Raw genomic sequence first — 25,080 nt, 5'->3', positions numbered from 1 at the left:
TTACTGAAAATTATAGTTTATTTTAGATTTTTAATTTGAAATTTTATGGAGTCGTTTGATGTATTAATAATAGGAGGAAGTGCGGCAGGATTGTCTTGCGCATTAATACTAGGATCTGCAATGGAAAAACCTTTTGCAAAGAATAAAAAAATAGGAATAATAACTCATCAAAAAGCATCGGCATTACAAAATGCTGAACTTAATAATGTTTTAGGGTTTAAAAAAGGAACAAAGGGTTCAACTATTTTAGAAGAGGGATTAAAACAGCTTACTTCGGACTTTCCCAAAGTAATTCAAATTAGTAATGAGAAAGTAGTAAGTATTTTAAAAGAAGGAAATAGTATTTCGATTAAAACGAATAAAAATTTATATAAGGCTTCAAAAATTGTAATTACTACAAGTCCTGCAAAACCTGCAATAATTAAAGGTTTGGAAAGTTATGTTATACCACATCCGACAATTCCAGCAATAAAGGATAAAATTATGTTGAAAAACCACAATCATATAGTTGCAGAAGGAATTTATGTTGCTGGAGTTATTGCAGGATGGAGAAGTCAGTATGCAATAGCTGCTGGTAGTGGAGCATTAGTAGCCACTGATATTTTAACAGAATGGAATAACGGCAATCATACAATGATACATGATGTTATAGAATAAAAAAAGCCAGCTTTAAGCTGGCTTTTTTTATAATGTATTGGGTTGTTACTCTACGGTAACTGATTTTGCTAAATTTCTAGGCTGATCAACATTACAACCTCTCATTACGGCAATATAATACGATAATAATTGTAACGGTATTGTTGTTAAAAGTGGCGCAAATGCTTCTTCAGTTTCTGGAATTTCAATTACGTGATCTGCTATTTTCTTTACAATGGTGTCACCTTCAGTAACAATAGCGATTATTTTTCCATTTCTAGATTTTATTTCTTGAATATTGCTAACAACCTTCTCGTAATGACCTTTTTTAGTTGCTATTACAATAACAGGCATAGATTCATCAATTAAAGCAATTGGCCCATGTTTCATTTCAGCTGCAGGATAACCTTCTGCATGTATATAAGAAATTTCTTTAAGTTTTAAGGCTCCTTCTAAGGCTACAGGAAAATTATAACCGCGACCTAAATATAAACAGTTTGGTGCATCCTTATAGGTTAATGCAATTTTTTCAACTTCATGGTTTACTTTTAATAATTCCTCTACTTTTGAAGGAATTAATTTCATTTCTTGTAAATATTTGTGAAAATCTGAAGTGGAAATTTCTCCTTTTAATTTACCTAATTTTAAAGCAATTAGTGCTAAAACAGTAATTTGAGTTGTAAATGCTTTTGTTGAAGCTACTCCAATTTCAGGTCCTGCATGTGTATAGGCACCCGAATTGGTTTCTCTAGCAATTGAAGATCCAACAACATTACATATTCCAAAAACAAATGCTCCTTTTGATTTTGCCAATTTAATAGCTGCCAATGTATCGGCAGTTTCACCAGATTGAGAAATTGCAATTACAATATCGTCTTTATTTATAATTGGGTTTCTATACCTAAATTCCGAAGCGTATTCAACTTCTACCGGAATTCTAGATAAATCTTCAAGCAAGTATTCACCAACAAGTCCTGCGTGCCAAGATGTACCGCAAGCAACAATTATTATTCGTTTCGCATTTAAAAATTTGGTAATGTTGTTGTCAACACTTCCCATTTTAATAATTCCTTTATCGGCTAATAATCTTCCTCTAAAAGTATCAAAAATAGCGCTTGGTTGTTCGTAAATTTCTTTCAGCATAAAGTGATCGTAACCACCTTTTTCAATCTGCTCTAAGTTTAATTTTAATTCCTGAATATTTGGTTCAACTATTGAATCATCGTGTATTTTTCGTACTCTAATTTTTTTACCAAGTTTAACTATAGCAAGTTCTTCATCATCTAAGTAAATAGCATCTTTTGTATATTCAATAAAAGGAGATGCATCTGAAGCCACAAAAAACTCAGTATTGTTTTTGCCAATTCCTATAGCTAAAGGACTTCCTAAACGCGCAACAATTATTTCATCAGATTTATTAATATCGTAAACAGCGATAGCGTAGGCTCCAACAACATTGGTAAGTGCTAGTTGTACTGCCTTTCCTAATTTACAGTTGTTTTTAATTTGAACTTCTTCAATTAGATTTATCAAAACTTCGGTGTCTGTATCACTATGAAAAGTGTAACCTCTTTTAATAAGTTCTTTTTTAATGGTGTCGTAATTTTCAATTATACCATTATGTACAATTACTAAATTTCCTGAATTTGATAAATGTGGATGAGAATTTTCGTTATTAGGTACTCCATGAGTTGCCCAACGAGTGTGTCCTAGAGCTAAATTACCTTCTAAATTATTCTTTTTTGCAATTTTTTTTAAATCTGAAACTTTTCCTTTTGTTTTAAAAAGTTTTGATTTATCGTTTGATGTTATAACAATTCCAGCACTATCATATCCTCGATATTCAAGACGTTGAAGTCCGTTTATAACAATTGGGTAGGCTTCTCTAAATCCTAAATAACCGGTAATTCCGCACATAGAGTTAAGTTTTAATTATTAACTTTAGTATAAGATAATTCAAGTTTAACCCTTTTATCTCCTTCACTTTGACTTTCGTTGTATAACACAACTCCTTGCGGGTTGTATCCATAATTATCAACTAAAACATCAGTAGTTGAGGTAGGCGCGTCTAAAACGCTATAAACTTTTATACCTAATTTAACTAAATCTATAGGTTCGTCAGATTTTAATACTTCTGAAATAAAATCTGTTATTTTAAATTCATATTTATATGGTTTTCCATCTTCATCTCTTTCTAAACTTCCTCCAATTGCTAAAGTACCTTCAGTAAAAACATCAGTTATTTGTTCATTTTCATCAAAATTATAGATATATAATTGTTCTGGTATTTCTGATGTTGAAGCATTTTGATCTACATAGAGAGTTAAATTAGCATCATTTACTAACCAATTATTAGCTCTTAATTCTGTTAGATCTTCATTTGAAAATAATTCAATTGTTGAAACTGATCCAGCTGCTCCTTGAATATATAGCCGCTCGTTATTTCCTTGTTGAAAATTAGAATTTGAATAATCTCTGTTTAGAATGTTCGATTTTAAAGTAGAAAGTAAGAAATTATAGGAATGTTTTGTTCTAACTCCCAGCTCTCCATTAGTACCATTACCATTTAAATCGGTATCGTCATCTTCATCTTGTGTTTTGGAGTAGTAAATAGTCATCTTTGCCCCAGTCATATTTAGAGATATAAGATGAGCTTTATCGCTTCCAGCTTCTATAGCTTCAATATAAAACCCTCTAAAATATCTTGTAAAATTATCTAACGTTAAAAACTCTGAATCACCTGCTTTGTCAACAAATATTTGTTTAATAAGAGTTTCATCCAAAGGCAAATTTATTGATGGGATTGTATTTGTTGCCTTAATAGTATCGGTGTCATAAACCGTAACTTCATCATCTAAATATCGTTTTATATACGAGACAGTATCGTTTGGGTTTACCTTAAAATTGGCAGAGTAAAAAGGTGTATCTCCTTTTTGAAATTCTTTATCGGAATAGTAAACCATACTTTTGGATGGGTCACTTGGGTTTAGAGTGTTTAAATATGTTTTTAATTCGTAAACACTTAACTTAAATTCAACATCCTCATTTCCAAAAACGGAATCAATAACAAATTTTGGAGCTCCATTAGAGTAGTCTTCATCTTGTCTTGTTGCTTGGTATGGAATATTAAGAATAACGGAATCAATTTTTGCATTATCTCCATAACCATCTTTGTAAAGTGTACTAAGTCTTGGTGGAGTAATTTGAGATACAATTGAAGCTTTTAGTTTTCCAAATTCATCATCTGTATAAACTCCTAATAAATATTGAGTTAAGGAGTTTGACGGAATGCGATCAACATTTTCGTTTGTTGTAATAACTTCCGATATAAAATTATCGTTACTAAAATTATTATTATCAACAAGACTTACACCAACATTTTCAATTTCTTTTTCACATGAAATTATGGTAAAAAGCACTAAGGATAAAATTCCTAAGTGTTTTATGGTTCTTACAACTTTTGTTGTCATAAATAAAATTCTCTTTATGGATTAACTATATAACGTTATTTAAGTAAAAATCTGTATATGCGTTATCAAATTCTTCTTCTGAAAAATATTCTAATACAGGTTTTTTACTTGTTTTTAAATATTCTAATAAATCTTCTGGAAGTTCTTCACTTGCCTTAATTACGGCATCAGAATTTTCAATTGCATTTATTAAAAGGTTGGTATAGTTTGGTTTTGAGATAGTTTCAATTTTTTCTTTGTCAATATTATCAAATTGAATTTTATTGATAAAATCTTTATTTAATTCACCTTCATAACCATTGTTGTATAAAGATGTTACAATTTTACTGTCGGAAAATAAAGGGTCATTTTTATAATATTCATTTATATACAATGGTAAAAGAGACGCCATCCATCCATGTACGTGAATAATATCTGGAGACCAGTTTAATTTTTTAACCGTTTCTACAACACCTTTTGCAAAAAATATGGCTCTTTCATCATTATCACTAAATAAATTGTTGTCTTCATCCGAAAACAATGCCTTACGTTTAAAATATTCATCATTATCAATGAAATAAACTTGCATTCTTTCTTTTGGAATTGAAGCAACTTTAATAATTAATGGCATATCCATGTCATTAATTACTAAATTCATACCAGATAAACGAATAACTTCATGTAATTGATGCCTCCTTTCGTTAATTAACCCATATCTTGGCATAAAAATACGTGTTTGGCCACCTTTACTATGAATCATTTTAGCTACTTCAAACGAAGAAGTTGATAGTTCATTTTCAGGTAAATAAGGCACAACTTCTGATGAAACAACTAATACTCTCTTATCTTTCATAATCCAACTCTAATTTTTAGATAATGTGCAAAATTACGAAAATTTATGTAGAATGTGGCTTGAAAGATGTAAGTTTGCACGCTTTTAACGTTTATTAACAATAAATCATGTTAGTTTTTGCTAAAATAAAATCGGTACAACAGAAAATTAAGTCGTTAAAAAAAGGAACTTCTATTGGTTTTGTACCTACTATGGGAGCGCTTCACAAAGGACATTTGTCCTTAATTGAAAGAGCTAAAAAAGAAAACGATATTGTTGTTGTGAGTATTTTTGTAAACCCAACTCAATTTGATAAAAAAGAGGATTTAATTAATTATCCTAAAACAATTGATAAGGATTTATCACTTTTAAAATCTGTTTATTGCGATTTAGTATTCGCCCCTTCATCTTCCGAGATTTATGCAAACAATATTAAATCAGAGAATTTTGAATTTGACGGACTTGAATTTCAAATGGAAGGGAAATTTAGAGATGGCCATTTTGATGGTGTAGGAACAATTGTAAAACGTTTGTTTGAGATTGTAAAACCTCATAAAGCATATTTTGGAGAAAAAGACTTTCAACAATTACAAATTATTAGAAGTTTAGTAAAAAATTATAAAATTCCTGTAAAAATTGTGCCTTGCGAAATTTATAGGGAAGATGATGGTTTAGCAATGAGTTCTAGAAATGCTAGGCTGACAATTGAGCACAGATTGGCAGCTCCTTTTATTTATAAAACTTTGAAAAAGGTTAAATTAAAGTTTGGCACAGAAAATGCACTAGATATTGTGAAATGGGTTGAAAATGAATTTAAAAAAGATCCATTATTAGAACTTGAATATTTCGAAATTGCTGAAGAAGAAACGCTTCAAACAATTAAAAATAATAATCCTAAGCGAAAATATAGAGCTTTTATAGCAGTTTTTGCTGGAAAAATAAGACTTATTGATAATATAAGTTTGTAAAGATTAACCAATTAAGTAAAAAAAAGTATTTTTGCACTATGCAAATAGAAGTAGTAAAATCTAAAATTCACAGAGTTAAAGTTACTGGAGCCGATTTAAATTATATTGGAAGTATAACTATTGACGAAGATTTAATGGAGGCTGCTAACATAATTCAAGGGGAAAAAGTTCAAATTGTAAACAATAACAATGGCGAGCGTCTTGAAACATATGCAATTCCAGGTCCTAGAAATAGTGGTGAAATAACTTTAAATGGAGCTGCAGCTCGAAAAGTTGCTGTTGGTGACGTGTTAATATTAATATGTTATGCACGAATGGACTTTGAAGAGGCAAAGAAATTTATGCCTGCAATTGTTTTTCCTAATGAAGAAAACAATCTACTCAACTAAAATTGAATAAGAAAATAAAAAAGACGGTATTATTAATACTCCCAATAGCATTGGGAGTATTTTTAATTTGGTTCAGTTTGTCAAAATTGTCGTCATCCGATAAGGATTCAATAATCAATTCATTTAAAACTGCAAACTATTGGTGGGTTGGCTTGTCTTTAATTTTTGGAATACTAAGTCATTTATCACGCGCATATCGATGGCATTTTATGTTGGAACCTATGGGATATAAGCCAAGATATGCAAATAGTATAATGACTGTTTTAATTGCTTATTTGTTAAATTTATTCATTCCGCGTTCTGGGGAAATTGCACGTGCTGCGGGTATAAAAAAATACGAAAAAATACCATTTGAAAAAGCTTTTGGAACAATTGTGGCCGAACGTGTAGCTGATGTAATAATGTTGTTTGGAATTATTGCACTTGCGTTTTTTTTGCAATCGGAGTTAATTAGTAGCTACTTGTTTAAGGATGATGGTGAAAGTAGTATTTATACAAAAATTTTAATATTTGTTGTTTTTCCGGTAATAGGTTTTTTTATGTTTAGGTATTTTAAAACATCAACAAACCCTTATATAGCTAAAATAATATCCTTTATCAAAGGTCTTTTAGAAGGTATTACCAGTATTTTAACAATGAAAAAGAAATGGCAATTTATTTTGCATACAATTTTTATTTGGGTAATGTATGTATTAATGCTTTATGCGGTTACATTTGCTTTACCTGAAACTACTAATTTACCTTTTGGTGCTATAATAGTTAGTTTTGTTGTTGGTGCATTAAGTATGGCGCTAACTAATGGAGGTTTGGGGTCTTACCCAATATTTGTAGCCAGTGCGTTGGTTCTTTATAAAATAGATAACAATGCGGCCTTGGCTTTTGGATGGATAATGTGGACAGCTCAAACCATTATGGTAATAATATTTGGAATATTATCTTTAGTTTTACTTCCAATATATAATAAATACCACATTAAATAGGGATTTCTTTTTATATTTACTTTCTTAATTTTATTATAAATGGCTAAAACAAAAACTTCTTTTTTTTGTCAAAATTGTGGTGCGCAATATGCAAAATGGTTGGGTCAATGTAACTCTTGTAATGAATGGAATACAATTGTTGAAGAAATAATTCAAAAAGAAGAAAAAAGAAATTGGAAACAAAACACTACATCTAAAAAAGTAAACAAAGCTCTTAAGATAAACGATATTTCTATAAACAAGGAAGATCGAATTTCAACAGAAAATAATGAACTTAATAGAGTTTTAGGTGGTGGATTGGTAAAAGGTTCAATGCTACTATTGGGAGGAGAGCCCGGAATTGGAAAATCTACATTGTTATTGCAAATTGCACTAGCAATACCTAAAAGAGTATTGTATGTTTCGGGTGAAGAAAGTCAGTCTCAAATTAAAATGAGAGCAGAACGACTTCAAATAGATAATACAAATTGTTTAATATTAACCGAAACTAAAACTCAAAATATATTTAGGGCAATTGAAGAAGTGCAGCCAGATGTTGTTGTTATTGATTCCATCCAAACTTTGTATACAGAGTATATTGAAGCTTCGCCAGGCTCAATATCTCAAATTAGAGAAACTACATCAGAGCTTATAAAATTTGCCAAAGAAACGGCAACTCCAGTTTTATTAATTGGGCATATTACAAAAGATGGTAATATTGCTGGGCCAAAAATTTTAGAACATATGGTTGATGTTGTTTTACAATTTGAAGGTGATAGAAACCATACTTATAGAATTTTACGTGCTAATAAAAATCGATTTGGATCTACGGCAGAATTGGGTATTTATGAAATGCAAAGCGTTGGGTTACGTGAAGTTGATAATCCATCTGAAATATTAATTTCGCAAAAAGAAGACGATTTAAGTGGAACGGCTATTGCAGCAACATTAGAAGGAATGAGACCTTTAATGATTGAAGTACAGGCATTGGTAAGTACAGCTGTTTATGGAACTCCACAACGTTCAGCAACAGGTTACGACCTAAAGAGGTTGAACATGTTATTAGCTGTTTTAGAAAAAAGAGCCGGTTTTAGATTGGGAGCAAAAGATGTGTTTTTAAATATAGCAGGAGGTATTAAGGTAGACGACCCAGCAATTGATTTAGCCGTAATTAGCGCAATTTTATCTTCCAATGAAGATGAAGCTATACCTCAAGACTTTTGTTTTGCTGCAGAAATTGGTTTGGCCGGAGAAATACGTCCAGTTAATAGAGTGGAACAGCGTATTTTAGAGGCGGAAAAGTTAGGTTTTCAAAAAATATTTATTTCGAAATTCAATAAAATAAATACTACTAATTGTAAAATTAAAATTGTTAAAGTAACTAAGGTAGAAGATATTTATGCTAATTTATTTGCATAAAAAAACCGAGCAACGCTCGGTTTTTTTATCTTGTAAAGGATAATTATTTTTTATTAGCCTGTTTTATATACTTTTCTAAAGCCATTGTCATTGATGGCGTTTCTGGTGTTGGTGCAGGAATATTACATTTTAACCCAGCATTAGTTGCCGCTTTAATAGTTGAATCTCCAAATGCAGCAATACGCGTGTTATTTTGTTTAAAATCTGGAAAATTTTTAAATAAAGACTCAATTCCAGAAGGTGAAAAGAACACCAAAATATCATAAAAAACATCATTTAATTCTGAAAGGTCGCTCATTACAGTTCTGTATAAAATACCTCTGCTCCAGTTAACTCCTAAATCATTTAAAGTGTCAGGAACAATGTCCTTTAATTTATCAGATGAAGGTAAAAGAAATTTTTCATCCTTATATTTTTTTATAATTTTTGACAGTTCAGGGAAAGTACGTTGACCTACATAAATTTTTCGTTTACGATATACAACATATTTTTGAAGGTAATAAGCCACAGCTTCAGATTGACAAAAGTATTTCATAGAGTCTGGAACTGTAAATCTCATCTCTTCAGCTACTCTAAAAAAATGATCAACTGCATTTCTACTTGTTAAAATAATGGCAGTAAATTTTGATAAATCGATTTTTTGAGTTCTTACTTCTTTCGCTTCTACCCCTTCAACATGGATAAATGGAACAAAATCAATTTTAACTTTTTGCTTTTCTGATAAATCGGTGTATGGAGAGTTATCAGTCTTGGGTGCTGGCTGAGAAACCAAAATTGTTTTCACTTTCATAAAGTTCAATTTTGTCTTTTAAATAGTTAATTTTACAATAATCACCAAGGGTGCTATTTCAAGTGCGCAAAGGTACAAAATAAAATAAAACAAGTTGTTAATAATAAGGTTTTTATTGTTGATTATTAAAAATACATATCTAAAAATGAGTAAAATGCAAAAAATGATAAGCGTAGTATTAATAACAATTGACGTGTGATAGTTGTAATAGGCTACAAGAAGAACAAAAGGTAATATCCAAATTACAGTATTGTTGAGGTAGTTAATTTTATAAAAAGTAATTTTATTATGTATGGCGCCTAGTTCTAAAGAATAGGCTAAAAAAGCTCCAATAAGAAAGCGAAAAAGAAAATAGAGAGCTGTACCTATGGCAATTCCAATATATAACTCAAATCCAAAAAGCATCATTTGTATATCTAAATTTTCAATTAAAAAATAGATTAATAAAGCAATTGTTAATACATCAACAATGTAAAAAAGTATTTGAAAAAGATTGAAAAAAGTATTTTTTTCTCTATTAAATTGAGATAAAAGGTTGTTTTTTTTAATAAAAAAAGTGCTTGTTTGTACGAGTCTATTGCCAAAAAGAAATTTTTCGGTAGTAAGAATAGAAAGAATTATAAAAAAAACGAATGTAATCCAATCATTATTTAAATTTATTATTTTTTCAGCTTCAAACATATATCAGGTTAAAATAGTACCGCAAAACTAGTAATAAAATATGTTATCTTTGCTGGATAATTTTTGCATATGTCAAATACTTTGGTAATTATACCAACCTTTAATGAAAAGGAAAATATTGAAGCAATAATAAAAGCGGTTTTTGAGCAGGAAAAGGAATTCGATATTTTAATTGTTGATGATAGTTCGCCCGATGGAACAGCCGAAATTGTAAGAAATTTACAAAATCAATTTTCGAATTTATTTCTTGAAACAAGAATTGAGAAAACGGGTTTAGGAACAGCATATATTCATGGCTTTAATTGGGCATTGAGTAGGGATTATGATTTTATTATTGAGATGGATGCTGATTTTTCGCACAATCCGTTGGATTTAATAAAACTATATAATGCTTGCGCAATTGACGGAGCTGATTTTTCAATAGGGTCGAGATATTTGAATAATAAAATAAATGTTGTTAATTGGGATTTTAAACGTTTATTCTTATCATATTTTGCTTCAAAATATGTTAGAATTATAACACAAATACCAATTTATGATACAACAGCAGGATTTGTTTGTTATAAAAGAAAGGTTTTAGAAGAAATTGAGTTAAATAAAATTAAATTTGTAGGCTATGCTTTTCAAATTGAAATGAAATTTAAAGCTTGGAAAAGAAAATTTAAACATAAAGAAGTTTCTGTAATATTTACAGATAGAAAAAGGGGAACATCAAAAATGAGTGGTTCAATTATTTCGGAGGCCATTTTTGGTGTTATTAAAATGCGATTACAAGGATTGCCAAAATAAGAAAAAGAAAAAGTTATGGGGTTAATACTTATTAAGAATACACAAATTGTTAATGAAGGAAAAATAGTTGAGGGAGATGTGTTAATTGATGGAGAATTTATTGCAGATATCGATATTTCTATAAGTTCAAAGTCTGCTAGTACAAAAATTATAGATGCAGAAGGGAAATTTTTAATTCCAGGAGTAATTGATGATCAAGTTCATTTTAGAGAACCTGGACTAACCCACAAGGCAACAAACGAAACAGAAAGTAAAGCTGCTGTTGCAGGAGGAATTACTTCCTATATTGAAATGCCAAATACCGTTCCGCAAGCTACAACGCAAGTGCTACTTGAAGAAAAATTTAAAAATGCAGCAAAAACTTCTTATGCTAATTTTTCTTTTATGTTTGGTGGTACTAATGATAATTTAGAGGAGTTACTTAAAACAGATCCTAAAAATGTAGCAGGAATTAAGTTGTTTTTAGGTTCTTCTACTGGAAACATGTTAGTGGATAATGAAGAAGTGTTAGAAAAAATATTCTCTTCAACAAAAATGCTAATCGCGGTACATTGCGAAGATGAAGCCACAATAAAAGATAATTTAGAAACTTATTTAAAGGAATTTGGAGAAGATATTCCAATTGAAATGCACCCAAAAATTAGAAGTGAAGAGGCTTGTTATTTATCGTCATCCAAAGCAATTGAATTGGCAAAAAAAACAGGTGCACGTTTGCATGTTTTTCATTTATCAACTGAAAAGGAAACAAAGTTATTTACAAATAAAATTCCTTTAGAGAAAAAACAAATTACATCTGAAGTGTGTATACATCATTTGTGGTTTAATGAAGAAGATTATAAAACAAAGGGAACATTTATAAAATGGAACCCTGCAGTTAAAACAGAGAAAGATAAAGAAGGCCTGTGGAAAGCGTTATTAGATGACCGCATTGATGTAATTGCTACAGACCATGCGCCACATACTTTAGAAGAAAAAAAACAAGTTTATACAAAGGCTCCAAGTGGAGGTCCATTAGTACAGCATGCACTTCCTGCAATGCTTAAGGCTCACAGACAAGGTAAAATTTCTATTGAAAAAATTGTAGAAAAAATGTGCCATAATCCTGCAAAAATATTTCAAATTAATAAAAGAGGGTTTATTAAAAAAGGATATTATGCTGATTTGGTTTTAGTCGATATAGCATCACCTTGGACCGTAAAAAAAGATAATATCCTTTATAAATGTGGATGGTCTCCTTTTGAAGGTACAACCTTTTACTCAAAAATTACCCACACTTTTGTAAACGGTAATTTAATTTATAATAATGGAACCTTTAACGATACAATAAAAGGTAAAAGATTAGAGTTTAATAGATCAAATGAATAAATATATTTACATAATAATTATTTCAATATTCATTTTTAGTTGTACAAGTAATACAATTTTAAAGAAGCCTGAAAATTTAATGTCAAAAGATAAAATGGTTGATGTTTTGACAGATATGTTTATTGCTTCAAGTGCTGAAAATATTAAAAACTTAGATTTAAAACGAAAAGTTAATTACTATCCTCTTGTATTTGAAAAACACAAAATAGATAGTGCATTATTTCAAGAAAGTAATTATTATTATACATCAAAAGTTGATGAGTATGATGAAATTTTAAACAAGGTAGAAGAACGTTTAAAAGAATTAACCAAACTCTATGAATACGAGAAAAAAATAGAAGATTCTATATTAAAGGCAGAACAAAAATTACAACCAAAATTAAAAGATTTAAAGGGTAAAAAAACGATTAAATAGTTTTTTTATCCTTTAAATAATACCCGCAAATTTGGACTATTGATTTTGAAATTGGTTCAAATTTAAAGTTAATAGCCTTTTTTAACTTAGCCGAGCTATAATACCTTTTTTCGTGTATTGTTTTTGATGAATGTTTAGTAAGTAATGGAGGTTTCCTTGTTAATAAAGATCTAAACCATTCTATCCTCCAGCCAATTGAACTCATTAATGGTGAAGTTTTAATAGTAGGTGCATTTTTTTTAAAAACTTTTGCAATTTGGGAAAACACTTCCTTAAAACTTAAATTTTCAGAAACAAGAATAAAGCGTTCATTTTTTACATCACTTTTTGTAAGTAATATCATGGCTTTAACAACATCAGATACTGAAACATAAGCAGTAACACCTTCAGAATAAAACTTAAACCCGTTAAAAATTTTATCGAAAATACTTCCAGAGCCATTTTTCCAATAACCAGCACCTATTATTACTCCTGGATTTACAATTATAACGGGCACTCCCTCTTGTGAGGCTCTCCAAATTTCCATTTCTGCTCCATACTTTGAAATTGCGTATCCGTAATTGCTCTTCTCAATATCCCATTCATTTTCTTCATTTATTTTTTGATTATTAACAGCTTTACCAACTGCTGCTATTGAACTTACAAAACATAGCTTACGCACTTTTTTTTCAATGCAAAAATTAGTAATATTTGCAGTTCCTTCAATATTTATTTTTCGCATTTCCCTATAATCTTTTGGATTAAAGGAAATTAGAGCGGCGGCATGATAAACTTCTGTTACGTTTTCAAAAGCTAAATCTAAAGTAACAACATCGGTAATATCAGCTTCAATCCAAATTATTTTTTTAAATAAATTTTCAAAATCATTTGAAAAATAACTAAACACATGCTTAACGGCTTTTAAATTGCTATTTTTTCTGTAAATAGCTTTAACAACATCATTTTCTAAAGAGAGTTGATATAATAAATGCGACCCAACTAAACCTGTTCCTCCTGTAACTAATATCATAAAACGAATGTAACAAAAATGTTTATTTAAAGTAATTCTAAAAAGTAAAATTTTATCTTTGCTGAAATTTAAAAATTTCAAAATGAATTTTGTTGAAGAATTGAAATGGAGAGGCATGTTACATGATATAATGCCTGAAACTGAAGAGTATTTATTGAAGAATAAAACAACTGGTTATATTGGGTTTGATCCAACTGCTGATTCTTTGCATATTGGAAGTTTAGTGCCAATTATAATTTTAATGCATTTTCAAAAAGCTGGTCATAATCCAATAGCTTTAGTTGGAGGCGCCACAGGAATGGTTGGTGATCCTTCAGGAAAATCAGACGAACGTAACTTGTTAGATGAAGAAACTTTAAATAAAAATGTTGCAGGTGTAAAAGCACAATTAGCTCGTTTTTTAGATTTTGATAATACTTCAGAAAATGCCGCAGAATTAGTGAACAATTACGATTGGATGAAAGATATTTCGTTAATTGATTTTGTACGCGATGTAGGTAAACATATTACCGTTAATTATATGATGGCAAAAGATTCTGTAAAAAAGCGTTTAGGTTCAGATTCACAAACAGGAATGAGTTTTACTGAATTTACTTACCAATTATTTCAAGGATACGATTTTTATCATTTGTATAAAGAAAAAAATTGCATGCTTCAAATGGGAGGTTCTGACCAATGGGGAAATATAACCACTGGAACCGAATTGGTGAGAAGAAAAGCACAAGGAAAGGCTTATGCATTAACATGTAAGTTAATTACCAAGGCCGATGGCTCTAAATTTGGAAAAACAGCGGGAGGTAATGTTTGGTTAGACGCTAATAGGACTTCACCTTATAAATTTTATCAATATTGGTTAAATTCTTCAGATGAAGATGCCGAAAAGTATATTAAAATTTTCACATTTTTAGATAAAGAGACTATTGAAGCATTAATTAAAGAGCACAAGGAAGCTCCTCATATGAGAATTCTTCAGAAAAAAATAGGCGAAGAAGTGACTGTAATGACACACGGACGAGATGCTTATGAAAATGCAATTAAAGCTTCAAATATACTGTTTGGGAAATCTACAGCCAATGATTTAAAAAGCTTAGACGAACAAACTTTTTTAGATGTTTTTGATGGTGTTCCTCAGGCTGAAATTAGCAAATCTGTATTAGAAAGTGGATTGGATATTGTTGCCGCATTTGCAGAAAATGGCTTTTTAAAATCGAATGGTGAAGTAAGAAGAGCATTAAAGGAAAATTCAATTTCTGTTAATAAAGAAAAGGTAAAAGATGATTTTATTGTTACATTATCGGACTTAATTGCAAATAAATTTGTATTATTACAACGAGGTAAAAAAAGTTACTTTTTTTTAAAAGTTATTTAGATAATTAAACTTACAATTAAATTAAAAATTAAAGACTGCGAAAGCAGTCTTTTTTTTATCTTAAAATCAGTAAGTTACATCCTCTAATGTCAGAATTGTCAAAGCGACCTAAAACTTCAAATGTACCGTTTTTATGTATTTTTCCTAAATCTTGTGTTGCAATAAATGAGCAAGAATTTATGTTGGCTAAGTCAATAATGTTAATTCCTCCTGATTTTTCTTCAGGTAAAATGGTTAATGGATCTTCTGTATCTCGTGTTATAATTTTCATCCAAGGAGGGCATTTAAATAGGCCATTTCCATTAGAATAAGCTTGACTTAGTAATTCTGTCATTCCAAATTCTGAATGAATATTTTTAACTCCAAAACCATTACATAAAATTTGGTGCAATTCTTCTCTTATTAATTCCTTTCGTCTACCTTTCATTCCGCCCGTTTCCATAATAATAGTGTTTTTTAGGTTAAATTTATGGTTTTCAACCAAATCGAGTAGTGCAAAGGAAACACCAATTAAAAGTGTTTTTTCTCCTTTTTTTTCTAATTCTTTTAAATTTTTAGATAATTCATCAAAATTATTAAGGTAAAAGCCGCTTTTTGGTTTGTTAGATTTTTTAATTAAATCGTCAACCATATAAATTAAGGAAGAACCATCACGCTCTAAATAGGAAGGCAACAACGCTAAAACAGTATAATCTTTAATATCTCCATAAAAATATTCAAAAGCGTTTCTGTAGCTTTTTTCATAAATAGACACATCAGTAACATAATGTTTACTTTGTATGGTTCCAGTAGTTCCGCTGCTTAAAAAAAGTTGCTCAATAGGATTGTTTGTGGATACAACTTTATGAGATTTAAAAAATTGAATTGGTAAAAAGGGAATTTCCTTTATAGAATTTACAGAACAAACAGAAATATTTAATAGTTCAATAAATTTTTTATAGACCAAATTATTAGTTGCTTGAAACTTAAAAATTTCAAGAGCAGTTTTTTCAAATTCTTGTTTAGTTAGAATTTTAAATGGCTTAATTCTTTTCATAAAATTGGGAAACATCACAAAAGTAATGTAAATTTACGCAACCTATTATCTTTTAAGGTATCTTATTAACAATTAAAACACTAATATTTGGGTTTAGAAAAGCTCATAAAAAAATGTGCAAAAAATGACCGAAAGGCACAAAAAGAAATTTATCAGCTTTTTGCTGGTAAATTATTCTCTATATGTCTAAAATACTCTAAAAATAAACAAGAGGCTCAAGATAATTTTCAAGATGGTTTTATAACCATTTTCGATAAAATTGGACAGTTTAAGTTTGAGGGTTCATTTGAAGGTTGGATGAAGCGCGTTATGGTGAACACGATTTTACTAAAATATAGAAAAAAATCTGTGTTAAATATTGTTACTGAAGAGATTCCTGAAGAGGTAGTTGTTGACATCGACGATGATGAAATTTCTTTGGAGTTTTTGTTAAATCTTATTAGAGAGTTACCAGATAGGTACAGAATGGTTTTTAACCTCTATGTATTAGATGGTCATTCTCATAAAGAGATTGGAAAAATGTTAAAAATTGCAGAAGGCACATCAAAATCAAATTTGGCCAGAGCAAGAGGCATTTTAAAACAAAAAATTGAGGTGTATCAAGAGAGTCAACAGTCTGTATAAGATAAAAGGTTAAAGTGAGAGATTACAAAAATATTGATAGAATATTTCAAGAAAATTTAAAAGACTTAGACATTCTTCCTCCTAATAAATGTTGGAATGCAATTGACAAGAATTTAAAACCAGTTTCTAGAAAAAAACGAATACCAATTTGGGTGAAATTTGCAAGTATTGCTGCTTTGTTTATTTTGTTTTTTAGTATTGGCACCATCTATTTTATTCCAAAAAATAAATTATCAAAAAATCTTATTAAACAAAAGAATACTTCAAAATCTCTTTTAGATAAAGATTCTATTGTAACTATTGAAGAAGATCCATATAAAAGGAAAGTTATAAATCTTCAACAACAATCAAATGAGTTTAAAACATCTGTAAAAAATGCTAAATTAACCTTTTCTGATGTTGAGAATAAAGAGAATAATGAGATTGAAGAGACTTCAGCAAATAAAAATAATCAAAACAATTCTATTTTAGTAGATGCTTTAAGTTTACCGGCTTCAGATAAAAAAGCAAGGAAAAGTGTAAATAAAGAAGTTAGTGCCGGAAGAATTACAGTAGCAACCATATATGCGCCTATATACATTAATTCGCTTGGCGATGGATCGGGGATTGATGAGCAATTTAAAGATAATAGAGCTTCAGGAAGTTCATCCTATTCTTATGGAATAAAACTAGCCTATAAACTTAATGATAAATTTAGTGTACAATCAGGTGTAAATCTTATTAATTTAGGTTATAAAACAAATGATATATATGTAACCCCAGGTGTTTCAGTATTGGGATTTTCAAATTTATCAACTGATCCTATTAGAACAAAAGCACAAAGTTTAACTACTTTAAAGCAAAGCGATATTAATGCAATTGACCCAAATAGAGGTAGTGTTAATCAGGCATTTGGCTATGTAGAGATTCCAGTGGAATTAAAATATAATGTTACCAATGGTAAACTTGGAGTTAATTTAGTTGGAGGTTTTAGTACACTTTTATTAAATAAAGATGAAGTTTTTGTAGAAACAAACTCATTTACTCAAAGTTTAGGATCATCTAACAATTTAAGATCTATAAATTTTAGTGGAAATATTGGAGTTGATGTAGATTATTCTATACGTAAAAATCTATTTATTAACATTTCACCAATGTTTAAAATGCAAACAAATACCTTTTCAAAAAATTCTGGTAGCTTACAACCTTACTATTTAGGTGTATATACAGGGTTAAATTATAAGTTTTAGTTGGTTTATTATTTGGTTGGTTACCAAATATTGAAGAAGTTAGCCATTTCATTTTTTGAAATGGCTTTACTTTTTATACCATTTAATATTCGTAGCTTTGTTAGTATAACACTTTAAATTCTAATTAAAATGAAATCCTTAAATATAAAAAGTACTATTCAGAAGGCATTGAATCAATTAGGAGTAAAACCTATAAATTTTGGAACTTCAACAGGTTCCATAGCATTTGGGAATGGAGAAATAATTAAATCATTTTCACCGGTTGATGGAGAGTTAATAGGTGCTGTTTCTAGCACTACTAAAGATGATTATGAAAAAGTGTTAGATGCTGCTCAAATAGCGTTTAAAAGTTGGAGATTAAAGCCTGCTCCTCAAAGAGGAGAAATAGTTAGACAGTTTGGAGATAAATTAAGAGAATTAAAACAACCTTTAGGTGAGTTGGTTTCATATGAAATGGGAAAATCACTTCAAGAAGGTTTGGGAGAAGTTCAGGAAATGATTGATATCTGTGATTTTGCAGTAGGATTATCACGTCAATTACACGGGTTAACAATGCATTCTGAAAGACCAGGACATAGAATGTATGAACAATACCATCCTCTTGGAATAGTTGGAATTATTTCAGCATTTAATTTTCCAGTTGCTGTTTGGGCTTGGAACACTGCTTTAGCTTGGGTTTGTGGTGATGTTTGTATTTGGAAAGCTTCAGAAAAGGCGCCGCTATGCAGTATTGCTTGTCAAAATATTATTACGCAAGTTTTAAAAGAAAATGACTTACCTGAAGGAATTTCAAATATAATTAATGGTGATTATAAAGTGGGTGAATTTATGACCACTGATAAAAGAATTCCATTAATCTCTGCAACTGGATCAACTAGAATGGGTAAAATTGTTGGAAAAACCGTTGGCGAGCGTTTGGGGAAATCTTTATTAGAATTAGGCGGAAACAACGCAATTATAGTTACACCAGATGCAGATTTAAAAATGACAATTATTGGAGCTGTTTTTGGCGCAGTTGGTACAGCGGGTCAAAGATGTACATCCACTCGGAGATTAATTATTCACGAATCTATGTACAATAAGGTTAAAGAGGCATTAGTTAAGGCTTATAAACAATTAAGAATAGGAAATCCTTTAGATGAAAATAATCACGTAGGCCCATTAATTGATAAAGATGCTGTAAAAATGTATGAGAATGCATTGCAAAAAGCAGTTAAAGAAGGAGGAAACCAAATTGTTTCGGGAGGCGTTTTAAGTGGTAAAGGTTATGAAAGTGGTTGTTATGTGATGCCCGCAATTGTTGAAGCTGAGAACTATTATGAAATTGTGCAGCACGAAACTTTTGCTCCTATTTTGTATTTATTAAAGTATTCTGGAAGTGTTGAAAATGCGATTGAAATTCAAAATGGTGTTAATCAAGGTCTTTCTTCGGCAATTATGACAAATAATTTACGTGAAGCCGAACAATTTTTATCTCATGCAGGTTCCGATTGTGGAATTGCAAATGTAAATATAGGAACTTCTGGAGCTGAAATTGGTGGTGCTTTTGGTGGTGAAAAAGAAACTGGTGGAGGCAGAGAGTCAGGTTCCGATGCTTGGAAAATTTATATGCGTAGACAAACAAATACAATCAACTATACAACAAATTTACCTTTAGCACAAGGCATAAAATTTGATTTAGAATAGATGAATTAAATTAAAAATTATAAGAAAAACCAACTCCTAGTAGTTGTTTTAACTGAACTTTTGGACCAACAATCTCAAGAGTTCCGTCATTATTTATATCTTCTTTGTTTTTAATGTCGTGATCGTACCTTAAGTGTGAGCCCACATTTGCGGTAACATATTTGTTAATGGTTAAATCAAAATTAAGTTCCCAGTTAACATCAATATTACCATAATTATTTAAGTAATCTGAATATAAAATGAGTTTATTGGCCATTTTTATATTATCCATAACATCTTTTTTCCATTCGCAGGTAACCAAATTTCCAAATTCCATTCTAGTATTTTCACCTTCTTTAACTAGTGCTCCTTCGTCATTATAAATAGCGCGTTGAACACCAAATGCACCTTCATTTGCTAATGTTTGACTAAAAACAAAAGTGGTTTTATTTGTTATGGGCGATAAGTATAGTTTTAAGTTTTGTTTTTTGGAAAAATATTCAGAACCAATACCAATAAACATATAGGCTGGAGCAAACAATTTTGAAATAGGTTTATCAGTATTAGGGTATTTGTAACCGTTTGCAAATTGAGTTTTAAAATCAAATTTAGCTGAGTTGTACCAATTTGAATTAGTGTTTTTTCTATATCCAAAAGAGGAGTTTAATTCAAGAAGATCTTCTGTTTTTCTTAATTCTCGTTTAGCTTCTTTGTTTAATCCAAAACTACTTTTAAGTTCGTTAGACCATACTAAATGTTTGTATTTATAATTTCTTGTGGAATGGATTTTAATTATACCAGATATTGAATTATTTCCTCCAGAACTCCAGTTTACAAATGAGTTTTGAGTAAAAATTAGTTTTAAATTATTAGTTTCTTTCCACTTGCTAATAGAGTCGGGTGTGGCTTCAATAGGATCATCTTTAGTAGATGCATTTGAATTAATTGAGTAAATAAGTGTGAAAACTAGAAAGAGTTTTAATCTCATAATTTTAATTTAAAGGTAAAATATGTACTCAGGGAGCTTACAAATTCAGTAAAACTTTTTTTAGTTGTTCTTCAGATAAATTGAAGTTGTTAAAAAGTTCATCTACACTACCTTGAGGAATAAAATCATCGGGAAAACCTAATGTTTTTATTGTTACATTTTTATATTCATTTTTAGCTGCAAATTCTAAAATAGCAGTTCCAAATCCTCCAATAATTGTGCCATTCTCAATTGTAATTATAGTTTTGTACTTTTTAAAGATGACATTTAGTAGTTTTTCATCAAGAGGTTTTACAAATCTCATGTTGTAATGAGCAAATTTGTTTTTAGGTAAGTTAGGCTGAATTTTAATTATTTTATTTCCTATTGTTCCAATACTTAATATTGCAACTTCTTCACCTTTAGAAATACAGGAGCCTTGTCCTATCTCAATAGGAGAAAAAGGTTGTTTCCAATTAGTAATAGTGCCTCTTCCTCTTGGATATCTAATTGCCAAAGGAAAATTAATTCCCAACTGAGCGGTATACATTATATTTCTTAACTCAATTTCGTTTAGAGGTGCAAAAATCACCAAATTAGGAATACACCTTAAGAATGAAATATCGAAAATACCATGATGTGTAGCTCCGTCTTCACCTACAATACCCGCTCTATCAATACAGAAAATTACTGGAAGATTTTGTATAGCAACATCGTGAATAATTTGATCGTATGCACGTTGTAAAAAAGTAGAGTATATGTTGCAAAATGGAATTAATCCTTGAGAAGCCATTCCAGCTGATAAGGTAACTGCATGTTGTTCTGCAATTCCCACATCAAAGGCTCTAGTAGGAATTTTATCAATCATTAATTTTAAAGAAGAACCAGTTGGCATTGCTGGGGTAATTCCAACAATTTTTTCATTTTTATAAGCTAACTCAACAATTGTTTCTCCAAATACATCCTGATACTTTGGTGGTAATAAATCATTATTTGTAGAAATAATTTCCCCCGTTGTTTTATCAAATTTTCCTGGGGCATGATATTTTACCTGATCTTGTTCAGCTTTTTTTAACCCTTTTCCTTTTGTTGTAATTATGTGTAAAAACTTTGGGCCTTTTATGGTTTTAAGTCTTTCTAACTCGGAAATTACAGCCAAAATATTGTGTCCATCAATTGGTCCAGAATAATTAAAATTTAAAGCTTCAATAATATTATTTTTTCTAACTTTTTTTCCCAACTTTACATTAGTAAAATAGTTTTTTAATGCGCCAACACTTGGGTCAATCCCCATGGCGTTATCGTTTAAAATAATTAACAAATTAGCATTAGAAACTCCGGCATGATTTAAACCTTCAAAAGCCATTCCGCTTGCAATGGAGGCATCTCCAATTACTGCAATATGATGCTTTTCAAAATCACCTTTTATGTTTGAGGCAATTGCCATTCCTAAAGCTGCTGATATTGATGTAGAAGAGTGTCCTGTTCCAAATGCATCATAAATACTTTCACTTCTTTTTGGAAATCCAGAAATACCATTAAATTGTCTATTTGTGTGAAATTTATCCCGTCTTTCAGTTAAAATTTTATGGCCATAAGCCTGGTGACCTACATCCCAAATAAGTAAATCATTAGGAGTGTCAAAAACATAATGTAATGCAATTGTTAACTCAATTACACCTAAACTGGCACCCAAATGGCCTTCTTTAACAGCAACTATATCAATAATAAAATTACGCAGCTCTTTTGCAACTTGAGTGAGCTGGTTTTTTGAAAGCTTACGCAAATCAATAGGGTTTGTAATATTTTCCAATAAATTTTTGTTCACAATACAAAACTACACTATTTAAATTGTTCGTTATATTAAAATAATTACTTTTGAAAAATGATAAATCCATTTGATGATATTTATTTTATGAAAAGAGCTTTGCAAGAAGCTCAATTGGCTTTTGATAAAAACGAAGTTCCTGTTGGAGCTGTTATTGTTATGAAAAACCAAATTATTGCACGTGCACATAATTTAACTGAAACGTTAAATGATGTTACTGCACATGCCGAAATGCAGGCATTTACAGCTGCTGCCGATTTTTTGGGAGGTAAATATTTAAAAGAATGTACTATGTATGTTACTTTAGAGCCTTGTCAAATGTGTGCCGGAGCAAGTTATTGGGCTCAAATAGGAAAAATAGTATATGGAGCTTCAGAAGAAAAAAGAGGTTTTAGGAATTTAAATACAACTTTGCATCCAAAAACAGAAGTTATTGGAGGCATTTTAGAAAAAGAATGTGCAACACTCTTAACTAAGTTTTTTATTGAAAAAAGAAATCTAAATTAATTTTCTTCTTCTTTTTTTATGTGATCTTCTAAATCTTTTCGGTATTTATCAAACGTAAAATCTTTAATATTTTTATTTTTATAGCGATGATAAATAAATAAAGGCATAAAAATAAAAGCAATTGCTAAAACACCAATTCCAATTATTATTTCACCATTAGCGGATCCTGAACTTTTTGCATAATAACCATAAGCTAGTACAGAAAGAATAATAATTAATAGAGTAGTTAATAGGTATTTCATAAATGTTGAATTTAAGCCGTTACGTGGATTAATTTTCTTCTATAAGCAGTAAGTAAACGCGATTTTGATATAAAGCCAGCATATTTTCCATCTTTTATTACAGGTAAATTCCAAGCAGCGGTTACTTTAAATTTATCCATAATTTCTTCCATAGAATCTTTGTTGTAATTAATTATATCAGGCACACTGTGCATTAAATCCAATACGCGTTCTTTATCGTATAATTTTGTGTTAAACATGATACTTCTAATATCATCTAAGGTAATAATACCCAAAAATTCATTGTTTTTATTTACAACAGGAAAGTGATTCCTCGATGATTTTGCAACCGCATTATTTACAATGTCTCCTAAGGTCATTTCTGGTTTTAAGATAATAAAATTAGTTTCAATAACTTTATCAATATCCATTAGCATTAACACATTTTTATCCTTGTCATGTGTAAGTAATTGCTTCTTTTTAGCTAATTCAGATGCGTAAATATTATGTGGGATATAATGTTTTGTTATTAAATATGAAATGGATGAAACAATCATTAACGGCACAAATAATTCATAACCTCCGGTAAGTTCTGCAATTAAGAAGATTGCAGTTAATGGAGCTTGTAAAATACCTGCCATCAACCCCGCCATACCTACCATTGCAAAGTTTGTTTGAGATACTTGGTGACTAAACAATGCGCTTTGATTGATAATTAGTGCAACAACATAACCTGCAATACTACCTGTAAAAAGTGTTGGTGCAAAAACACCTCCAACGCCACCAGCACCAAAGGTTAGTGATGTAGCTACTACTTTAAAAATAACCAAACCTATTAAAAAAGTGATAATAACTAAAAAATTATCAGCTTCAATATGAAAAATATTATTGGCAACTATTGGAGCTATATTTCCTTTTAAGACATTATTTATTGTTGAATAACCTTCACCAAATAAAGGTGGAATTAAAAAAACCATGACTCCCAACAAAATTCCACCAAAAAGCAATCTTTTGTGAGCTCCTTTAAAGTCTCTAAAAAAAGCTCCTATTCTAAAATAAACTTTACTAAAATAAATAGATACCGCCGCAGAAGACACACCTAATAAAATGTAAAAAATAACATCGTTTAATTGAAATTTATCTTCAATATTAAAATGAAGTAATACATCATCTCCAAAAAAGAAATAGGAAGTTAAAACAGCAGTAATGGATGCCAATAATAAAGGAATCATTGAAACCATTGTTAATTCTAAACTAAATATTTCTACGGCAAAGATAATTGCTGCGATTGGAGCTTTAAATATAGATGACATAGCACCTGCAGCTGCAGCCCCAATAAGTAATGTTCTTGTTGTTTGATTTAAATGCATTAAACGCGCAAAGTTAGATCCCAATGCGGCTCCAGTTGCAACGGTTGGGCCTTCTAAACCAACAGAACCACCAAAACCAACAGTTAATGGCGCAGTTAAAAGAGATGACCACATTTGGTGCCGTGGGAGAATTCCTTTTAACTTTGAAATTGCAAATAATGTTGATGGAATTCCATGTCCCACCTTTTTCTTAATACCGTATCTTTTAACCATACGAACCAAGAACAATCCAATAAGAGGGAAAATAAAGTAAAAGGCAATATGAAGATCTTTAATAAACTCGCTCTCCAATAAATGTTGGATGAAATGTGTAAAGTTTTTTAAAAGCACAGCTCCTAAACCTGCTAACAGACCAATTATTGCACTTGCAATACGTACAAATTGTTTATCGGAAATGTGTTGATACTTCCAAATTAGAAATCTTTTAAGTATATATTTTAATTTGTGCGACATTGTTTTTTGAACAAATAAGAATGTGCAAAATTACCTAAATAAAAAGATTAAATAATCCTTTTAGGGCATTTTTTACATTTCTTTTCACCTTTCTTTTTATATTTTTTACA

The 25,080-nt window shown here is 30.1% G+C and carries 24 protein-coding genes; 13 read left to right on the top strand and 11 right to left on the bottom strand.

From position 1 onward, the window contains the following. Positions 1-45 precede the first annotated feature (45 nt). Complete coding sequence (locus Q0776_RS02350) at positions 46-657, top strand: NAD(P)/FAD-dependent oxidoreductase (RefSeq protein ID WP_298364493.1); 612 nt, start codon at positions 46-48, stop codon at positions 655-657. A gap of 45 nt (positions 658-702) precedes the next feature. On the opposite strand, the gene glmS is transcribed toward Q0776_RS02350, so the two are convergent. From glmS to Q0776_RS02335, 3 genes are read right to left on the bottom strand one after another with little or no spacing between them, the layout of a single operon-like run. Beyond that, the gene (gene glmS / locus Q0776_RS02345; RefSeq protein WP_298364491.1) at positions 703-2,553 is read right to left on the bottom strand and encodes a glutamine--fructose-6-phosphate transaminase (isomerizing); all 1,851 of its coding nucleotides are present in this window, start codon (positions 2,551-2,553) and stop codon (positions 703-705) included. 11 nt (positions 2,554-2,564) lie between these two features. After that, positions 2,565-4,106: a DUF4270 domain-containing protein gene (locus tag Q0776_RS02340; RefSeq protein WP_298364489.1), complete on the bottom strand. Its 1,542-nt coding sequence runs from the start codon at positions 4,104-4,106 to the stop codon at positions 2,565-2,567. A gap of 25 nt (positions 4,107-4,131) precedes the next feature. Continuing rightward, positions 4,132-4,938: a glycogen/starch synthase gene (locus Q0776_RS02335; RefSeq protein ID WP_298364487.1), complete on the bottom strand. Its 807-nt coding sequence runs from the start codon at positions 4,936-4,938 to the stop codon at positions 4,132-4,134. Between the two features lie 107 nt (positions 4,939-5,045). Here Q0776_RS02335 and panC point away from each other — a divergent pair, with 107 nt between their 5' ends. The 4 genes from panC to radA are packed head-to-tail and all read left to right on the top strand — an operon-like array spanning position 5,046 to position 8,652. After that, positions 5,046-5,885 carry a pantoate--beta-alanine ligase gene (gene panC, locus Q0776_RS02330; RefSeq protein ID WP_298364484.1) on the top strand — a complete coding sequence of 280 codons (840 nt, stop codon included), beginning with the start codon at positions 5,046-5,048 and terminating at the stop codon, positions 5,883-5,885. 38 nt (positions 5,886-5,923) lie between these two features. Then, positions 5,924-6,274, top strand: a complete 351-nt coding sequence (panD, locus tag Q0776_RS02325) for an aspartate 1-decarboxylase (RefSeq protein ID WP_298364480.1) — start codon at positions 5,924-5,926, stop codon at positions 6,272-6,274. A gap of 2 nt (positions 6,275-6,276) precedes the next feature. Then, on the top strand, positions 6,277-7,254 hold the full coding sequence (locus Q0776_RS02320; protein WP_298364477.1) for a lysylphosphatidylglycerol synthase transmembrane domain-containing protein: 978 nt from the start codon (positions 6,277-6,279) through the stop codon (positions 7,252-7,254). 39 nt (positions 7,255-7,293) lie between these two features. Then, positions 7,294-8,652: a DNA repair protein RadA gene (gene radA / locus Q0776_RS02315; protein ID WP_298364474.1), complete on the top strand. Its 1,359-nt coding sequence runs from the start codon at positions 7,294-7,296 to the stop codon at positions 8,650-8,652. A gap of 43 nt (positions 8,653-8,695) precedes the next feature. Here radA and Q0776_RS02310 read toward each other — a convergent pair whose 3' ends face one another. After that, on the bottom strand, positions 8,696-9,442 hold the full coding sequence (locus Q0776_RS02310; protein WP_298364471.1) for a uroporphyrinogen-III synthase: 747 nt from the start codon (positions 9,440-9,442) through the stop codon (positions 8,696-8,698). A gap of 18 nt (positions 9,443-9,460) precedes the next feature. After that, entirely contained in the window at positions 9,461-10,123 is a 663-nt protein-coding gene (locus Q0776_RS17800; RefSeq protein WP_366138624.1) for a DUF4271 domain-containing protein, read from the bottom strand. 69 nt (positions 10,124-10,192) lie between these two features. Between Q0776_RS17800 and Q0776_RS02305 the strand changes: the two genes are divergently transcribed. The 3 genes from Q0776_RS02305 (at position 10,193) to Q0776_RS02295 (ending at position 12,692) form a co-directional block, all read left to right on the top strand. Then, positions 10,193-10,912 carry a polyprenol monophosphomannose synthase gene (locus Q0776_RS02305; RefSeq protein WP_298364469.1) on the top strand — a complete coding sequence of 240 codons (720 nt, stop codon included), beginning with the start codon at positions 10,193-10,195 and terminating at the stop codon, positions 10,910-10,912. Positions 10,913-10,927: 15 nt separating this feature from the next. Next, positions 10,928-12,277, top strand: a complete 1,350-nt coding sequence (locus Q0776_RS02300; protein ID WP_298364468.1) for a dihydroorotase — start codon at positions 10,928-10,930, stop codon at positions 12,275-12,277. Positions 12,278-12,356: 79 nt separating this feature from the next. Then, on the top strand, positions 12,357-12,692 hold the full coding sequence (locus Q0776_RS02295; RefSeq protein ID WP_298364466.1) for a DUF4296 domain-containing protein: 336 nt from the start codon (positions 12,357-12,359) through the stop codon (positions 12,690-12,692). On the opposite strand, the gene Q0776_RS02290 is transcribed toward Q0776_RS02295, so the two are convergent. Beyond that, complete coding sequence (locus tag Q0776_RS02290) at positions 12,685-13,701, bottom strand: SDR family oxidoreductase (RefSeq protein WP_298364464.1); 1,017 nt, start codon at positions 13,699-13,701, stop codon at positions 12,685-12,687. The genes Q0776_RS02295 and Q0776_RS02290 overlap by 8 nt on opposite strands. A gap of 82 nt (positions 13,702-13,783) precedes the next feature. On the opposite strand from Q0776_RS02290, the gene tyrS reads away from it, so the two are divergent. Continuing rightward, on the top strand, positions 13,784-15,070 hold the full coding sequence (gene tyrS / locus Q0776_RS02285) for a tyrosine--tRNA ligase (RefSeq protein ID WP_298364461.1): 1,287 nt from the start codon (positions 13,784-13,786) through the stop codon (positions 15,068-15,070). Positions 15,071-15,125: 55 nt separating this feature from the next. Here the strand turns inward: tyrS and Q0776_RS02280 are convergent, their stop codons facing one another. Further along, positions 15,126-16,106: an acyl transferase gene (locus tag Q0776_RS02280; protein ID WP_298364459.1), complete on the bottom strand. Its 981-nt coding sequence runs from the start codon at positions 16,104-16,106 to the stop codon at positions 15,126-15,128. Positions 16,107-16,193: 87 nt separating this feature from the next. On the opposite strand from Q0776_RS02280, the gene Q0776_RS02275 reads away from it, so the two are divergent. The 3 genes from Q0776_RS02275 to Q0776_RS02265 all read left to right on the top strand — a co-directional run bounded on the left by Q0776_RS02275 (position 16,194) and on the right by Q0776_RS02265 (position 19,645). Continuing rightward, positions 16,194-16,730, top strand: coding sequence for a sigma-70 family RNA polymerase sigma factor (locus Q0776_RS02275; RefSeq protein ID WP_298364456.1), 537 nt, complete (start codon positions 16,194-16,196; stop codon positions 16,728-16,730). Between the two features lie 14 nt (positions 16,731-16,744). Beyond that, complete coding sequence (locus Q0776_RS02270) at positions 16,745-17,959, top strand: hypothetical protein (RefSeq protein WP_298364453.1); 1,215 nt, start codon at positions 16,745-16,747, stop codon at positions 17,957-17,959. Positions 17,960-18,088: 129 nt separating this feature from the next. Next, on the top strand, positions 18,089-19,645 hold the full coding sequence (locus Q0776_RS02265) for an aldehyde dehydrogenase family protein (protein WP_298364451.1): 1,557 nt from the start codon (positions 18,089-18,091) through the stop codon (positions 19,643-19,645). Positions 19,646-19,655: 10 nt separating this feature from the next. Here Q0776_RS02265 and Q0776_RS02260 read toward each other — a convergent pair whose 3' ends face one another. Continuing rightward, positions 19,656-20,612, bottom strand: coding sequence for a DUF3078 domain-containing protein (locus Q0776_RS02260; protein WP_298364448.1), 957 nt, complete (start codon positions 20,610-20,612; stop codon positions 19,656-19,658). Between the two features lie 37 nt (positions 20,613-20,649). Continuing rightward, entirely contained in the window at positions 20,650-22,419 is a 1,770-nt protein-coding gene (locus Q0776_RS02255; protein WP_298364443.1) for a 1-deoxy-D-xylulose-5-phosphate synthase, read from the bottom strand. A gap of 57 nt (positions 22,420-22,476) precedes the next feature. Between Q0776_RS02255 and Q0776_RS02250 the strand changes: the two genes are divergently transcribed. Then, entirely contained in the window at positions 22,477-22,926 is a 450-nt protein-coding gene (locus Q0776_RS02250; protein WP_298364441.1) for a nucleoside deaminase, read from the top strand. On the opposite strand, the gene Q0776_RS02245 is transcribed toward Q0776_RS02250, so the two are convergent. After that, positions 22,923-23,168: a hypothetical protein gene (locus Q0776_RS02245; RefSeq protein WP_298364439.1), complete on the bottom strand. Its 246-nt coding sequence runs from the start codon at positions 23,166-23,168 to the stop codon at positions 22,923-22,925. The genes Q0776_RS02250 and Q0776_RS02245 overlap by 4 nt on opposite strands. 11 nt (positions 23,169-23,179) lie before the next feature. After that, positions 23,180-24,970, bottom strand: coding sequence for a chloride channel protein (locus tag Q0776_RS02240; RefSeq protein WP_298364437.1), 1,791 nt, complete (start codon positions 24,968-24,970; stop codon positions 23,180-23,182). Positions 24,971-25,080 lie beyond the last annotated feature (110 nt).

Source organism: uncultured Lutibacter sp. (genome assembly GCF_947495725.1).
Classification (GTDB): domain Bacteria; phylum Bacteroidota; class Bacteroidia; order Flavobacteriales; family Flavobacteriaceae; genus Lutibacter.
This window is presented reverse-complemented; position numbering and strand designations above follow the sequence as displayed.